The sequence below is a fragment of the Mucilaginibacter sp. 14171R-50 genome (assembly GCF_010093045.1).
Lineage (GTDB): Bacteria > Bacteroidota > Bacteroidia > Sphingobacteriales > Sphingobacteriaceae > Mucilaginibacter.
Window position 1 is genome coordinate 136,301 of the sequence record NZ_CP048115.1, and the last position, 15,450, is coordinate 151,750.

Genomic DNA, 15,450 nt, shown 5'->3' on the forward strand with positions numbered 1-15,450 from the left:
TTATTTTACCGACAGGATAAGCACAACTTCCTGCCCGGCACTAAGTTTAACGCCTTTAATATTTAACCGCTTGTTAATCGCCTTAAGCTGTGTAAATTGTGTGGTTTTTAGCGCTGATGGATAAAAAGCCTTTACCATCGCCGCTCCTGCACCGTCATACGCGAATGACACATCAGTATCCATATCCTCGCCGGTAGTGTTAAGCAGGTAAATAAAGTACTTATTGCCGCATTGTACCGTCTGCGCGTGCAGCCTGCCGGCGTTAACGGCAAATTGTACAAATTTACCATTGCCTGCTTTCAGCATCATATCGCTGATTTGCCTTACTCCCTTAAAGTAAGGCTCCATCTTTTGATCGTTGAAGAACTCCCACCACCAACTCATGGGTAATACAGGCGTTGGACTAAACATACCATACCATAACCCCCGCTTGAAATCAAAATTGGCCTCTTTGGTGTACTTAGGGTTGGCATCTTCCCATCTATACCCAAATTCGCCCACCACGTAAGGTTTACGATAGTTTTCGATGTAATCGGGATATATAGCAGGGATCTTTTCGGTGCGTTTATAAATATGCTTCTGGTTAAAATCCAGGTACGCAATCTGATTCATGCCGGCTATATCGCGATGCGAGACACTGGTGGTAACCAAATGTTTATAGGGGTCGATATCCTTGAGGTACCGGCTCATATCATCATGCCACTGGGTGATAAAATGATGCGGGATCAGGATGCTGTCTTCTTTGGTAAAGGCGGCGTTATCCACCTCGTTGAAAAACTCAATAGCGGCGATATTGGTACTGTATCCCCAGCGGGCGATTACGTACCTCAGCTTGTTCTTATATTTTTGCTTTGCAGATGTAAAGCTGAAAAAATCGGTTGGTGTTTTTGCCGGACCGCCGTTTAGCTGGTTATAGGGGCTGTTTTTCCAGCCTCCGTCTTCCATTAAATGGCCGTGCCAGTCCAGCGTAAGCATAAAGTATAGCCCAAGCGAATCGGTCATGTTCACTAACTCGTCCATGCGTTTGATGGCGCCGGGGTTAAAGTATTGGTCGGTATTGCTGTATCTTTTTGTCGACCGCACCTTTTGCCACTCCAGCGGCAGGTTCCAGTAACACATCCATGTCCTGAAGAAATTTGCGCCGTTCTTTGCCAGTTCGGACAGCAAACGATCGTAAGTATACTTGTCCTTTTCAAACGAGCGCGATTCCCAACCTACGTTCTCACCTATTCCCCTGAACAACTCACCGTTATCAAATTTAAATGTCCAAAGGTTATTCTTATGCAAAAATCCGCGTTTGGCAGAAGGCTGTACGGTAAATTTACCTTTAATGCTTTCGGTAGTTTCACCTTTGGCGGTCACGTTAAAATAATAACTGTAAACACCGGTTTCCTGTGCCGCGAAACGGGCCTTCCACGCAGACGAATTGCTATCGCCCCTATCAAAATAACAAGGCAGTACAAGCGGCTTGCCCGATGGGCTGGTAAGCACCATATCAACACTTACCTCCTGCTGGTCGTAAGGATTTTTAAAGGGAACGGACAGTTGAATATCCCACTCCGCTTTTTCATATTCATTTATTTTTTTGTTTACCTGGCTATAGGTGATACCGCCGGGTTGCGCGCAGGCATTGCCCACGCGCAGCAGCGATACTACAATCAATACACCAATCAATCTATAAAAGCTTTTCATTTATTATAAAGATAGTTTACCAGCCCGGCATTTTATCCAGGGTTACCACGTTTGGCGCTGTATATAAAGACTTTACCTGTGCATCTGTATTTGAAGAGAAGGTAAGTTCAGACCAGCTCATGAAGAACGCCCATTTAGGTTGTGCAGAAAGTTGCGCCGCGGTAGGCAGTTTATCACATTCGCCAATAGCAATGGGCTTGCCTTTTGCAGCAGCTACCATAATATTATATTTTGCCGTTGTATAACCACTTCCGTCGTAAAAATCAAGTGCTGCTATATCCCAGTAGTCCGAACCGGGGTTGTAAGCGTTCATATCAGTTTCCAGGGTACCAAAGTCCTGCATATCCCAAACCCATATCAGGTTGGTAAGGCCTTTGGTATTGGTCATGTAATCGTGCAGCTGCTGGTACAGTTTGCGCGTGCCGTTTGGGCCGGGCCTGCCACCCCACCAAAACGCGCCCTGGTTCATTTCGTGGTAAGGGCGCCACAATACCTCTACATTTTTGTCTTTCAACTGCTGCAGGTAAACGCACACTTCGTCAACCAGGTTTTTCCACTGGATGTTAATGGCGGTGCCATCGGTTAACAGGTCGTTCCATTGGGCATCGGTTAATTTGCTTTTAACGCCGCTGGCATCAAACCCGCAGGGCTCGGCCAGGGCTGGGTTGCATGAGTGCCACATGATGTTAACGATAGCCCCTTTTTTAAACTGGGCCTCCGCCTCGTTGATCATCAGCTGGCGGTTATTGATGTTATCCGCCTGAAACAGAAAATCGCCGCTCCACAGCGCAGGGTATTTGCCTGTTACGCTAAATGCTTTGTCTGTCCATGCTTTTGGGGTACTGTTGGGCTCGCGGTTATGGATACCCGAGAGCGTTTTGCTACCTGCTATGCTGTACAGGTATTTCAGCGATTTAAATGGGGTATTCGGCACAACCGGTGGGTCTGTAACCACAACCGGCGGATCATTTTTTACAGGTGTAATATTGTTCCCGCCATCCTTACCGCACCTTATTATCGAAAATAAGACAGCTACAGCTACCAGGCACATCAACGGAAAATATCTTTTTTTCATAAGGTCTGTTATTAATACTATCAACACTTTAATCTTTTTCAGGAATGCAGTTTATAATTTATACAATACAATATGCTACAGCGGCGCGCCCTGCAATGAGGTTCGCAGTACTTCTTTACAATTCCAATCATGGTTAACATGGTTAACATAATTAAGTTAATTTTTCGTTTAAAAATTTGATAATTAGATACTTATGTTAAAACCGTGTTAACCATCATTCGCTTTGATCTTTTCCTAAATATGGGCAGCGCCGCTGTGCGCATGTACTTTATTGTTTTTTAACATCTATCCAGTAAACACGTGGGTGCTTAACAAATTTGTCGTAATCCGAGTAGATGTTGTTCCAGTCGTCGGTACCGTTAAGCGTGAACATGAACGAGTTATCGGTAACCGTTCTTGATTTGCCGTTACCCAGGTCGGTAGTTGTGCCGGGGCTTACAAACGTTGCTGTAGTGGTTTTTCCGTCGGCAGACTTGAATATCACCTTATTGGCGTTGTAATCGTGTATCCAGGTACCCTCGCCTTTTGGTATGGTACGATAGAAATTATTTACATCTGTCGGCGGGTTCAGGATATACTTAAAGTCGGCGTATTTGCCGTCTGCACCGGCATTATTGGTAACAGTACCTGTTGTATTTCCTTCGGGTGTTACGCCGGTGTAAACAAAGGTAAGTGTGTTATCCTGTTCGGCTTCCGGGCCGCCAACCGCAGGCCATACCCACGGTTTATCGGTCATTTTTATCACACCGCCGCCGCCATACTCGGGGCCGGTACCACCGTAAACCACCAGGCTTTGCACGTTAAATGTGCCCAGTAAAGGCTCCGTAAACGGCACAAGCTCTACCGTCCAGTCGCGGGTTTCGCCCGTTTCAGCAGTTACTGTGTAGGTTGCCTGGTTATCGTGGGCGGCAAAGTCAATAGATGTGCCCGATTCAGGTTTTACAGTTGATTTATAAGATGTTTGAATATTGGCTTTAACGTTCTCGAACGTTGTTCCGTTCTGCATTAAAACGCGCACGGTAACTTTTGAGTTTGCTCGGTCGACCACAGCGGGGCCAACCTGTACCAAACCATCGCCAAGGGTTACAGCTTCAATGGCGCGCTCGTGGCTTTGAATGCCCTCTGAGGGATCTTTTTTACAAGCCCCCAATAAAATGATGGCTATGATGAATATATAATTTATACGTTTCATGATGATCTGCTTGCTTTAATTAGTTGTTTAGGTTAGGGTTCCTGTCTACCTCTGATTGCGGAATAGGGAAGAAATAAGGGTCGCCGGTTACCGTTTTGCCATATTTATCAACCAGGATATTTTCGATATTATGGGTACGGCGCAGGTCGAACAAACGCTGGCCTTCAAAACAAAGCTCCCATGAGCGCTCCTGAAGCACAGCATCCCTGAACTGCTTAACGCTTAAACCCGGCGGCAGGTCGCCTAATCCGGCACGGTTCCTTATCGCTTTTACAGCATTGTAACCTTCGGTTGTAGGGCCGCATGCCTCGGCATAAACCAGCAGCACATCCGAGTAGCGCAGTATAGGCGTGTTGCAGCTGGTTTGATCGCCGGCCTTCCAGCCGCTATCGTTAAACTTATTACTGAATGGCCTGGTGTACGCATCGTTTATACTCAGGTTTTGTGTTGGCCCTGTGCCCGAGTTGCCGCTGCCCACATCATAAATGGTTGATATGATCAGCTCATTTTTTCGTTTATCATTATTGTCAAAGCTGTTGTATAAAGCCGCCTCGGTCAAAAACTCATTAAAACCTCCCGGTACAAATACGCCGTTCGGCAGTTTGAAGTTAAGGTTTGGCATAAACATCTTTGGCAGTTTTGAGTACAAGCCTTCGTTGGTGCCGGTACGGTCGGCAGATGCATCCCACAGGTGCTCGGGGCCGTTCTTTTTGTTTACATCATAAATATCTACCAAATTTGGATCAAGGCCATAAACGCTTTGGTTATTTACTACCATGCCCGCGTACTCTTTTGCCTTGGCGTACATCGCGTCGGCATTTTCAACAAACTCGTAGCCCGGCGAACCGCTTTCCTTGCCTGATGCCAGGGTTAAGTACACTTTTGAAAGTAAGCCCCATGCCCCTACCTGGTTAACACGGCCCAGGCGGCGTACCTGGTCCATCATGCCTGCGGCTTTGGTCAGGTCATCGATGATCTGATCATAAATAACCTTCATTGATGATTTTGGCAAATTGGTTTTGCTTGGGTCGTCAACGGGTTCCAGATGCAATGGCACAGCGCCAAATAACCTAACCAGGTTAAAGTAGTGCAGGGCGCGCAGGGTGTAGGCCTCGCCCACCACTTCGTTGCGGGCAGCCTCGCTCATAGATGTTATTTTCGGCACATAAGCAATTACCAGGTTGGCGCGGTTTGCCCCCACATACGGCAACTGAAAGCCTGGCCTTAGCGTTGCGTTAACCGGCGTGGCGGCCAGCTTATCAAGCAGTACGTTATCTGCGCTTTTACCGGCAGCTATTTCGATATCCTCGGTTGGCGCTTCGGTAAGGGTGATAAAGTTACGCGAGTAATAATCCAGATCGGGTAATATGGAATACGCGTATATCAATGCCGAATTAGCATCGGCCTCAGTCTTATAAAAGTTTGCTGTCGACAGGAAACCGTAGGGCTTCTCATCGAGCTGTTTCCTGCATGCTGTAAACGATATTGCAGCCAGGATAAGCGCTATATATTTTAATTTTTTCATGTTTATTCAATTCTTTTTTTAGGGAATTAGAAACTTACGTTAAGGCCAAGCGAATAAGCCCGCGGCTTGCGATAGTTACCGCCAAATTGTCCGTTCTCGCCTACTTCAGGGTCGTAGCTCGGGTTAAATTTGGTAAAGGTGTACAGGTTATTACCCGAGAAGTATACCCTTAGGTTTGATATTCCTTTTACAAAATTTGGTTTAAAGTTGTAGCCCAGGTTTACGTTCTGGATACGCAGGAACGAACCATCCTGCACGTACCAGTTCGATGCGTAGTTTACACGGGTAGAGTTTACGCTCGGGTAAGTGTTGCTTGGGTTATCCGGTGTCCAGCGTTGCAGCTGCGCGCTTGGGGTAAACTTCGAGAAGTTAAAAATGTCGTTACCCTGCACGCCGTAAATCTGTGCCGAAAGATCGAACCTGTCGTACTTTAACGAAGTGTTAAAGCTATAAGTAAACTTAGGGTTAGGGTTACCTATGATATACTTACCGTTTTGCCCTACCGGCAGCGGGCCGCCTGCTATGTATTTGATATCCCCCGCTTTTTGGGTGGTGCCGTCAACCGGCGATGTACCGCCATCCTGCTGCACAATGCCATCAAACAGGTATCCTACAAATACGTTGGCGGGCTGGCCGTTTATATAATAATTTAACGGCGCGCGTATGGCCTCGATATCGCCCTGTGCAGCTTCGATGCTGTTACCGCCACCAATGTTCAGTACTTTGTTACGGTTAATACTTAGGTTACCACCTACATTCCAGCTTAGTTTACCTTGCAGTACCTGGGCGTTTACACCTAACTCAAAGCCTTTGTTATCAATAGTACCATCGTTGATCTGGATAACGCTGTAACCTGATGACAGTGCTATCTGGTTTAGGCGAAGCAGATCGGTAGTATGTTTGTAGTAATAATCTGCCGTAATGGTAAAGCGCTGGTTAAACAGGCCTATATCCACACCCAGGTCAAGCTGGCGGGTGGTTTCCCATTTAAGGCTTTTATTACCAAGGCCGTTAAACACCTTGCCGTTAACGTTCGATCCATCGTTGAAGAACGGCGGGCCGTAACCTGTTTGGAACCCCCCATCGGTAAAATATTTGTAGCTGCCCAATAACGACAGGGACTGATAAGGCGATATGCCCTGATTACCTACCAAACCGTAGCTTCCGCGTACTTTTAGTTCAGATATTTCGGGTATAGCTTTCATAAACGCTTCTTCGTTCACCTTCCAGGCTACAGCACCCGTAGGGAAGAAAGCGTATTTGTTGTTATCACCAAATTTAGACGAACCATCTGTACGGCCGGTAAACGTAAACAGGTAACGGTTAAATAAAGTATAATTGAAACGGCCGTAGTACGACTCCAACACCGTGCGGGTAAGGTTGTTACCTACTACGTAAGTAGTGGCGCCGGCAAGGTTCTCGTTGCCCAAAATATCGTTCACAAAGCCCTGGCCCTGTATAAACGATGTGCGCACGGTAGTGTTCTCATAACTGGTACCCGCCACAAAGTTGATGTGATGGTCTTTACCCAGATCGCGGTCGTAAGTTAAAAAGTTCTCTACAATAAGGTGGTTGGCGCTATAGTTATTCAGCTGGCCAAAGCCCTGAAACTGGTAACCGGTCCCGGTAGCATCGCGCGGCTGGTAATTATCGCTTATGGAGTTACCGTAGGCATTACTGATGCGGCTGCGCAGATTTAAACCCTTCATAATATCCCAGCTTATAAAAGCGGATGACAAAAGGTCGATAGTTTTGCTTTGGTTGGTAACCTCGTTTGCTATTTGCAGCGGGTTGCCATAGTCGTTACTACCAATGTGGAAATAGGTGCCGTCCTCATTATAAGCGGGAAAGATAATATTACGATCCACCGACAAGCCCTGTCCGTAGTTTTTTGTCCAGGTGCTTATCACGTTTATACCTGCGGTAAGGTTTTGTTTAAGCTTTTGCTCCAGGTTAACACGGCCGATGTACTTTTCGTACCCGTTTTTTATAGCCAGGCCCTGCTCGTTATAATAATTGCCCGATATGGCGTAGATGGTTTTATCGTTACCACCGTCGGCGGTAAGGGTATAGCTTTGTGATATAGGGTTGCGGTAAACCAGCTTTGCCCAATCGGTGTTGTATGGCCATTTGGATTTGTTTGGGTCAATACCACGCAGTTCGGCAACCGATGGGTAATAAGTACCGCCAATGGTTTGGCCAACATACTGCGGCGCCTCGCCACCGTTTATACGCGACTCGTTACTTAAAATGGCCACATCGGCCGGGTCATGAAATACGTCGAGCTTGTTACCTAACGTAGAAAGGGTGGTTAGTGCATTTAATGTAATACGCGCCTGGCCTTTTTTACCTTTACGTGTGGTGATCAAAAGCACCCCATTGGCCCCCCTGGACCCGTAAATGGCCGCTGACGACGCGTCTTTCAGTACTTCTACCGATTCGATGTCATCAGGGTTTACCTGTTTAATATCGCCGGCATCGCCCAATGGGATACCGTCAATAACCACAAGCGCGTTGGCATCGCTGCGCGAACCATAACCCCTTACGCGGATAGTTGCGCCCGCGCCAGGCTGGCCCGATGGCGCAATTACCTGCACACCGGCAATTTTACCTTGTAACAACTGGTCTACATTGCCCGACGGAACGCGGTTTAGGTCGCTGCCCTTGATAGAGCCTACCGAACCGGTCACATCGCGTTTTTTGGTAGTCCCGTAACCTACAACTACCACATCGTTTAGGTCGCGTGTGGCGTTTTGCAGGGTAACATCTAATTTAGTTTGCGATGCGTTTACCGGCAGTTCGCGGGTTTGCATCCCTATAAACGAGAAAACAAGGGTAGCTCCTGTTCCCGGCACAGATATAACGTATTTACCGTTAACATCAGATACCGCCCTTGTAGCGGTACCTTTTACTGCAATGGTAACACCCGGCAGGGTAATCCCCTCCTGGTCTGCTACCGTACCTGTAACCTGCCTTTGCTGGGCTAACACATTTGCGGTGCTAAAGCAAAGTAAGATCACACAAACAAATGTTGTGTAAAAAATTGTCCTCATAAATTTTTAATTGGTTTATAGCGGCAATATTAGTTTAGCCGCAAAACTTGTTATTACACTATAGTTACTAAGTAGTACACAAACGCGTTAAACCGCGTTACAATAGGCTTAAGGCATTATTTTTTCGTAAAACAAAGGGGCGCTTTTCTTATTAGCATAAATAAATAAACTAAAGGCTTCATTACATGTTTATTCATTTTGCATGAAGCGTAAAAACCTATATTTACAATATCGGGTAACCGTTATCGTTTTTTTTATTTACCAAATCATCTAAAACATGAAGTTTTTAAAAACATCTATTTTACCGTTCGCACTACTATTAGGTATAGCCGTTTTACCGGCTTGTTCAAAAAAAGTAATGAAACCATCGCCGCCCTTTGTAGCGCCGGCAAGCAATACGCCAACCACACCGCCACCAGCCCAGGAGAAACCTGCACCAGCGCCAGAGAAACCAGCGCCTGCACCAGCCCCCGCACCACCCGACTATAATTTTAGCAACATACAGTTTGAATTTAACTCAGGCATTTTAAAAACAGATGCCTACCCTATTCTGGATAAGGCTGCCGCCGAAATGAAAAAAGACCAATCGGTGAAATTTGTACTGAACGGCAATTCATCTGCCGAGGGTACCGAAGAGCATAACATGGCACTTTCGGTTGAACGCGCTAACGCTGTAAAAACCTACCTGGTTAATACCGGTGTAAACGGCGCCAACCTGGAAGTGAAAGGTTACGGCGAATCGAAACCCATCACCTCAAACGCAACCGAAGAAGGCCGCGCGTTAAACCGCCGGGTTGAAATAAAAAAACAATAAGTTTAAGTTATTTAAACTTAAGGGGCTAAGCATTTTAAAAAGTGTTTAGCCCCTTTTTATTGGTTGTAGCAGTTATATACTTTGCTATCTTTATAAAGCTTAAAACCTCAAAGATTGAATAACGACATCTACAACAAACTGCATGCAGACGCCTACATCAGCGATAATTCGTTTGAAAACCTCGGGCAAAAACACACCAAAAAGCTATTCTCTGTTCATTGGGAACTAAAAATTTTGCTTTACCTGGGTGTAATGCTGCTTACCGCCGGGTTGGGCATACTGGTTTATAAAAATATAGATACCATTGGGCACCAGGCGGTATTGGCCTTTATAGCTTTGGTAAGTATTGGGAGTTTTGCGTATTGCTTTAAATTTAAACCCCCGTTTAGCTGGGGCAAAGTAAAAGCGCCAAATACGGGATTCGATTATATTTTGTTATTGGGTAGCATCAGCATGGTAACTTTTATAGGCTACCTGCAATACCAATACAATGTTTTTGGTTTAAGTTACGGCCTGGCTACATTTGTTCCAATGCTGTTGCTGTTCTTTTTGGCTTATTATTTCGATCATTTAGGCATCCTGAGTATGGCTATTGCCGCCCTTGCCCTGTGGATGGGGGTATCTATCACCCCAAAAACATTACTGGCCTACGGCACTTTTAATAGCAGCGAAATTATTTCTACCTACGTGGTACTGGGCTTAATGCTGCTTGCGGCGGCTTATATAACCCAACGCTTCGATATTAAAAAGCACTTTAAATTCAGCTATCATCATTACGGGGTGCACGTTACATTTATTGCATTGCTGGCTGGATATTTTGACCGCTACGATACTGCTTTAAGCGTTTTATGGATAGTGATGCTTTTGGCACTGGCGGTTTATATTTATTTGGATGCTTATAAGGAAAGATCTTTTTATTTTATACTGCTCACCATTTTATACAGCTACTTTGCCTTAAGCTGCCTACTGGTGCGGTTACTTTACGCGCTTATGCGCGAAGGTTCCATTTACTTATTACTAATGTGTTTCATTGGGTCGGCCATTGGTTTAATATTTCTATTGATAAACGTCAACAAAAGCTTAAAGCACGATGATCATATATAACAAACAGTGGCTTGATAATAAATATATAACCGACCAGGTTACGGTAGATTACCACGAAGGCTATATCACCAAGGATGAATATATCAAAATAAAAGCTGCCCACCCTATAGGTTTTTATACGCCGGGGTTAATGGTGAGCGCGGGTTTATTTATATTAACTTTTATTATTGCCATTGTATCCCTCGGCTTAATAAGTGTAATAGCATCAGGTGCCGGGGCGCTTGAGAGCCCTGGGTGGCCTTTATTTTCAGGCGTAATATATTACATTACTTTAGAAATATTAACCAAAGACAAAAACTACTTTCACTCGGGAGTAGATAACGCGCTTTTATATTTTTCGGCCATTTTACTGGGGGGCGGTTTTATTTGGATGATCTCAAAAATGCACCTAACCGATGGCAACAACCTTTTGTCGGCCATGATTATTTTACTGCTTTGCGCCGCGCTTACCTTGCGCTTTGCCGATGTTGTTACCGCAGGTGCAGCTTGTGCAGCCGCATTTGCCTGTGTTTATTTTTTTTGGGAGATGGCGGGTAAAATTGGCGTGGCAACCATGCCTTTTATGATGATGATAGCGGCAGGAGCATCGTACTATTTATTCGACAAACTAAGCCATAACATCCGGTATATTTACTACACCAATTGCATTAGCATAGGTAAACTGCTAAGCCTGCTTACTCTGTATGCCGCCGGCAACTATTACGTGGTTAACACTTTAAATAATATGCTTAACGGCCTTGACGATACCCATACCACTATCCCGGTTGGTTTTATCTTTTGGATGTGGACCGCTTTGCTGCCTGTTGTTTACATTGTTTTTGGCCTTAAACAGAAAGATGCCCTGCTGATGCGTACAGGTATTGTTTTAGTTGGCGCAACGGTAGCAACTGTCAGAAACTATTACCATTTGTTACCCATCGAAATAATGCTTACCCTATCGGGAATTATTCTTTTGGCGGCAGCTTATGCCGTGATCACTTACCTTAAAAAGCCGCGTTACGGCATTACCTACGCCGAACCTGAAGAAACCAGCACCTTGGATAGCCTTAATTTAGAGGGTTTAGCCATTGGCCAGGCCGCATCGCATTTACCCCCTGCCGGCCAGGGGACATCTACCCCGTTTGGGGGTGGCAGCGGCGGTGGCGGCGGGTCGAGCGGTAGTTTTTAAAGCCCAGCTTTACTTTTTCACCAGATCTGCCGGGTTAACGGGATTGCTTAGCAGGTGTCCAAACAGTTCCCAGCGTTTTTCGGGGGCCTTTGCAGTGCCGCCGTTGCGTTCTATATAGCCTTTAACCAGGTCCTGCCCGTAGTTGTAATTTATAACATAACTGCGGTATTTTTTGATGAAGCTCATAGATTTATCAGCGGTTTCATCGTTCATTAAACAATACTTTTTAAGGAAGCTGCGGGCTTTGCTTTGGCTCATGGTTTCGTTTATCAAACCCCGCGCGGCTTCGTTGCGCGCATAGTTTAAGCGGCCTTTCAATTCTAATGCTTTAAAGTATGTGTCGACGCCGGCGGTATCTAATCCGGCCAGCGGCAGCAATACATTTTTGGCAAACTTTACCTTATCATCCCCCGGGAAAGCTACCTCGATACCATAATTGGCGCTGCCTTCGGCAATTAGCGATTGCGGACTGAACAACGGGTAAAGCGATATCTCTACCCATCCCCTGTCGTGATACAGGTTTTTCTCAAGCAGCATGTTATATACGTGGTGGCCCGGGTAACTTTCGTGGCTGCCCACATCAATAGCTCGGTCAATAAATATTTTGATATCAGTATTGATCTGTACCGTGCTTTGATACTTGCCTTTATACCAGTTGTAACCGTTCCAGGGTTTATCGGTAACATATTCTAACGCGAAGTTTTCGCCGGCAGGAAGCTTATAATGTGCAAGCGTGCGTTTGCGGGCCTCAGCAATGGCAGCTTTCATTACCGCATCCAGTTTATCTTTAGGGATAACAAATTTATTGGCCAGTTTCTGAAACCTGTCGTTTACATTGCCTTTACCCGGCAGCAGGCTATCCAGCTTATCTAAATCTGCTTTAAAATATTCTTCGGCGTAAGCCGGCGCTGCAACGCCAAATAATTCTCTCGATTCTTCATCGAACGAGCGGTACTCGCCGGCGTAAATTCTTACCCGCCGGCCAAACGCTATCAGCTGGTTATACATCCAGTGCGCCCTTATTTTGTTCGAGTCGACCTGCGAGCCGTCCGCCAGCAGCTTTATATCGTTCATTAACATGTTAATGCTGGCCAGCAGGCTATCCCGGGGGAAGGTTTTATCCGTAATTTCTTTCGGTTTCAACGAGTCGGGGCCGTAGTAGGCATCCACAAAATCGCTGTCGAACTGGCCAATGGTAAGGCCAAGGGTTACATATTGTTGCGCGAATTTATTCAGTTTTTTACCTTCGACGGTATCAGAAGCCTTCTGTTTGCACGACAGGGCGAACAAAACAGGTATCAACAGCAGTAGTTTTTTCATGGGCGGATGTTTGCGCCGCAAGTTAAGAATTCCTTTTTAAACGGATTTGCAATGGCCATTATAAGTACAATTAAAAGCCGCGGAAGAATTTTCTGAAAGTCCATCCATCATAAGCGTTTAAACCTCATCTTTGGTTATCTGATATGAAAAAAATCTTGCTTGTCATCTTATGCATTGCTCCTTTAGCAGGGTTTTGCCAAACCGGGGTAATTCGCGGCAAAATAACCAATACGCTAAGCAATGCACCGCTATACGGGGTAAGTGTAAGCCTGTTATCCGCAACAACCGGTACCGTTACAGATAGTGCCGGCAACTACCAAATAAGCCAATTAACACCAGGTTATTACACCCTGCAGGTGTCGTTATTAGGATACCGGACCAAAATAATTTATGATATCCAGGTTACCAATGCCAAAACAGCCGTTGCTGATATCAACCTTGACGAAGACGCGCAAACTTTAGATGAAGTAAAAATATCCGCATCAAAATTTTATAAACCGTTAGAAAGCCCGGTATCGTTACGTACCATTGGCGCTACCGAAATAAAACGCAACCCGGGGGGCAACCGCGATATAAGTAAAGTGATACAATCGCTGCCCGGGGTATCTTCGCCGGTAAGTTTCCGGAATGATATTATCATTCGTGGCGGCGCCCCTAACGAGAACAGGTTTTATATTGATGGCGTAGAGATACCAAACATCAATCATTTTGCAACACAGGGTTCATCGGGCGGGCCGGTGGGGCTTATCAATGTTGATTTTATAAACGAAGTGGATTTTTATTCGGGCGCGTTTCCGGCTAATCGCGGCAACGCTTTAAGCTCGGTATTCGAGTTTAAACAAAAAGATGGCCCAACCGACCGCCAGCACGCCACTTTAACCTTAGGCTCGAGCGATTTCGCTGCTTCGCTGGCGGGGCCGCTGGGCAAAAAAACCACCTTTATATCGTCTTACCGTTATTCGTACCTGCAAGGGTTGTTTAAACTGCTTGGCCTGCCGTTCCTGCCATCGTACCAGGATTTTCAGTTCAAATTAAAAACAAAGTTTAACCAAAATAACGAACTTACTATTTTGGGCCTTGGCGCTATTGACCGGTTTAAACTTAACCTGAACGCCAAGAACACCGAGCTAAACAGCTACACATTGGCCAACATCCCTGTTAATTCGCAAAATAACTATACAATTGGGGCAACGTATAAAAACTTTCGCAGCAACGGGTACAGTTTGTTTGTTTTAAGCCGCGATTTTTTAGATAACCAGGCAATAAAATACCAGGATAACAACGAAGCCGGCACCAAAACGCTGGATTACGTATCGCAGGAGATAGAAAATAAATTCAGGTTCGAGAACGTAAGCAGTATGAATGGCTACCGCTTAAATTTTGGCGCCGGGGCCGAATCGGCCGAATACAGCACCAACACGTTTAACCTGTTGCCCTTCGGCAGCAATATTTACACATCAAACATCAGCTTTTTTAACTATAGCTTGTTCGGGCAGCTAAGCCGCCCTTATTTACAGGACAGGCTTATGCTATCATTTGGCGTGCGTGCCGATGCCAATACTTTTTCGGGCAGGATGAATAACTTGTTAAAAACCCTTTCTCCGCGTTTATCAGCTTCTTATAATTTTACCGATAAAATAAGCCTTAATTTCAACACCGGTATTTATTATCAATTACCTGCTTATACTGTTTTGGGCTACCGCGATAAAAACGGTATACCCGCCAATAAAAACGTTGACTATATAAACAATAAACAACTGGTGCTGGGGGTTGAATATAATACGCAAAAAAATACACGTTTTACCGTGGAGGGCTTTTATAAAGCTTATAAAAACTATCCGCTTGAGCGGGTACTCGGCGATAGCATTCCACTTGCCAATCTGGGTGCCGATTTTGGCGTAGTTGGCAACCAGGAGGTTGTTGGGGCTACAAACGGACGTAGTTATGGGTTGGAGTTTTTTGCTCAGCAACGGTTGAACAAGGGGTTTTACGGTATACTGGCTCTTACGCTTTTCAAAAGCGAGTTTCAGGATAAAAATGGCAGGTATGTGCAGTCGTCATGGAACAACCGTTATATTTTAAGCATGACGGGTGGAAAAGTATTTAAACGCAACTGGGAGGTTGGCGCTAAATTACGGTATACAGGCGGAAGCCCGTATACGCCTTACGATATAAGCTCGTCAACATTGAAAAGCAACTACAGCATTTTTCCGCAGGGGATACCTGATTGGACGCAGCTTAATACAAGGCGTTTAAAAGATTTTTACCAGCTGGATGTTAGGGTTGATAAAAAATATCCGTTCAAAAGATTTACTCTTAATATATATGTGGATATACAAAACCTTACCAACAATCAGTATCAACTGCAAGCATACCTAGTGCCGGATAGAGATGCCGATGGAAACATAGCCGATGCGCCGGGAGATCCCTCACGGTTTAAGTCGAAATTGCTTGATAATAAGAGCGGAAACGTACTGCCAACCATTGGGGTTATCTTCGAATTGTAG

10 protein-coding genes are annotated in these 15,450 nt (G+C 45.4%); 4 read left to right on the forward strand and 6 right to left on the reverse strand.

Annotated features, from left to right (window positions below; genetic code table 11):
* The 5 genes from GWR56_RS00600 to GWR56_RS00620 form a co-directional block, all read right to left on the reverse strand.
* Nucleotides 1-1,692: a DUF5060 domain-containing protein gene (locus GWR56_RS00600; protein ID WP_162429265.1), complete on the reverse strand. Its 1,692-nt coding sequence runs from the start codon at nucleotides 1,690-1,692 to the stop codon at nucleotides 1-3.
* Nucleotides 1,693-1,708: 16 nt separating this feature from the next.
* Nucleotides 1,709-2,767 carry a glycoside hydrolase family 26 protein gene (locus GWR56_RS00605; protein WP_202925354.1) on the reverse strand — a complete coding sequence of 353 codons (1,059 nt, stop codon included), beginning with the start codon at nucleotides 2,765-2,767 and terminating at the stop codon, nucleotides 1,709-1,711.
* A gap of 268 nt (nucleotides 2,768-3,035) precedes the next feature.
* Nucleotides 3,036-3,959 carry a hypothetical protein gene (locus GWR56_RS00610; protein ID WP_162429266.1) on the reverse strand — a complete coding sequence of 308 codons (924 nt, stop codon included), beginning with the start codon at nucleotides 3,957-3,959 and terminating at the stop codon, nucleotides 3,036-3,038.
* Nucleotides 3,960-3,978: 19 nt separating this feature from the next.
* Entirely contained in the window at nucleotides 3,979-5,484 is a 1,506-nt protein-coding gene (locus tag GWR56_RS00615) for a RagB/SusD family nutrient uptake outer membrane protein (protein ID WP_162429267.1), read from the reverse strand.
* Nucleotides 5,485-5,510: 26 nt separating this feature from the next.
* Nucleotides 5,511-8,537 (reverse strand): TonB-dependent receptor, encoded by a 3,027-nt coding sequence (locus GWR56_RS00620; protein WP_162429268.1) that lies wholly within the window; start codon nucleotides 8,535-8,537, stop codon nucleotides 5,511-5,513.
* A gap of 277 nt (nucleotides 8,538-8,814) precedes the next feature.
* Here GWR56_RS00620 and GWR56_RS00625 point away from each other — a divergent pair, with 277 nt between their 5' ends.
* From GWR56_RS00625 to GWR56_RS00635, 3 genes are all read left to right on the forward strand, one after another.
* Nucleotides 8,815-9,351: an OmpA family protein gene (locus GWR56_RS00625; protein WP_162429269.1), complete on the forward strand. Its 537-nt coding sequence runs from the start codon at nucleotides 8,815-8,817 to the stop codon at nucleotides 9,349-9,351.
* Between the two features lie 114 nt (nucleotides 9,352-9,465).
* On the forward strand, nucleotides 9,466-10,455 hold the full coding sequence (locus GWR56_RS00630; protein ID WP_162429270.1) for a DUF2157 domain-containing protein: 990 nt from the start codon (nucleotides 9,466-9,468) through the stop codon (nucleotides 10,453-10,455).
* Nucleotides 10,442-11,623: a hypothetical protein gene (locus GWR56_RS00635; RefSeq protein ID WP_162429271.1), complete on the forward strand. Its 1,182-nt coding sequence runs from the start codon at nucleotides 10,442-10,444 to the stop codon at nucleotides 11,621-11,623. The genes GWR56_RS00630 and GWR56_RS00635 overlap by 14 nt, the downstream gene beginning before the upstream one ends.
* Nucleotides 11,624-11,632: 9 nt before the next feature.
* On the opposite strand, the gene GWR56_RS00640 is transcribed toward GWR56_RS00635, so the two are convergent.
* A complete protein-coding gene (locus tag GWR56_RS00640) occupies nucleotides 11,633-12,943 on the reverse strand; it encodes a hypothetical protein (protein WP_162429272.1) in 1,311 nt (436 codons plus the stop codon).
* 143 nt (nucleotides 12,944-13,086) lie between these two features.
* Between GWR56_RS00640 and GWR56_RS00645 the strand changes: the two genes are divergently transcribed.
* The gene (locus GWR56_RS00645; RefSeq protein ID WP_162429273.1) at nucleotides 13,087-15,450 is read left to right on the forward strand and encodes a TonB-dependent receptor; all 2,364 of its coding nucleotides are present in this window, start codon (nucleotides 13,087-13,089) and stop codon (nucleotides 15,448-15,450) included.

What these genes read in the sequence shown, in the direction of transcription:
- GWR56_RS00635 (WP_162429271.1), top strand. Translation starts at nt 10,442, where the DNA reads ATGATCATATATAACAAACAGTGGCTTGATAATAAATATATAACCGAC.
- GWR56_RS00615 (WP_162429267.1), bottom strand. Translation starts at nt 5,484, where the DNA reads ATGAAAAAATTAAAATATATAGCGCTTATCCTGGCTGCAATATCGTTT.
- GWR56_RS00605 (WP_202925354.1), bottom strand. Translation starts at nt 2,767, where the DNA reads ATGAAAAAAAGATATTTTCCGTTGATGTGCCTGGTAGCTGTAGCTGTC.
- GWR56_RS00610 (WP_162429266.1), bottom strand. Translation starts at nt 3,959, where the DNA reads ATGAAACGTATAAATTATATATTCATCATAGCCATCATTTTATTGGGG.
- GWR56_RS00625 (WP_162429269.1), top strand. Translation starts at nt 8,815, where the DNA reads ATGAAGTTTTTAAAAACATCTATTTTACCGTTCGCACTACTATTAGGT.
- GWR56_RS00640 (WP_162429272.1), bottom strand. Translation starts at nt 12,943, where the DNA reads ATGAAAAAACTACTGCTGTTGATACCTGTTTTGTTCGCCCTGTCGTGC.
- GWR56_RS00645 (WP_162429273.1), top strand. Translation starts at nt 13,087, where the DNA reads ATGAAAAAAATCTTGCTTGTCATCTTATGCATTGCTCCTTTAGCAGGG.
- GWR56_RS00620 (WP_162429268.1), bottom strand. Translation starts at nt 8,537, where the DNA reads ATGAGGACAATTTTTTACACAACATTTGTTTGTGTGATCTTACTTTGC.
- GWR56_RS00600 (WP_162429265.1), bottom strand. Translation starts at nt 1,692, where the DNA reads ATGAAAAGCTTTTATAGATTGATTGGTGTATTGATTGTAGTATCGCTG.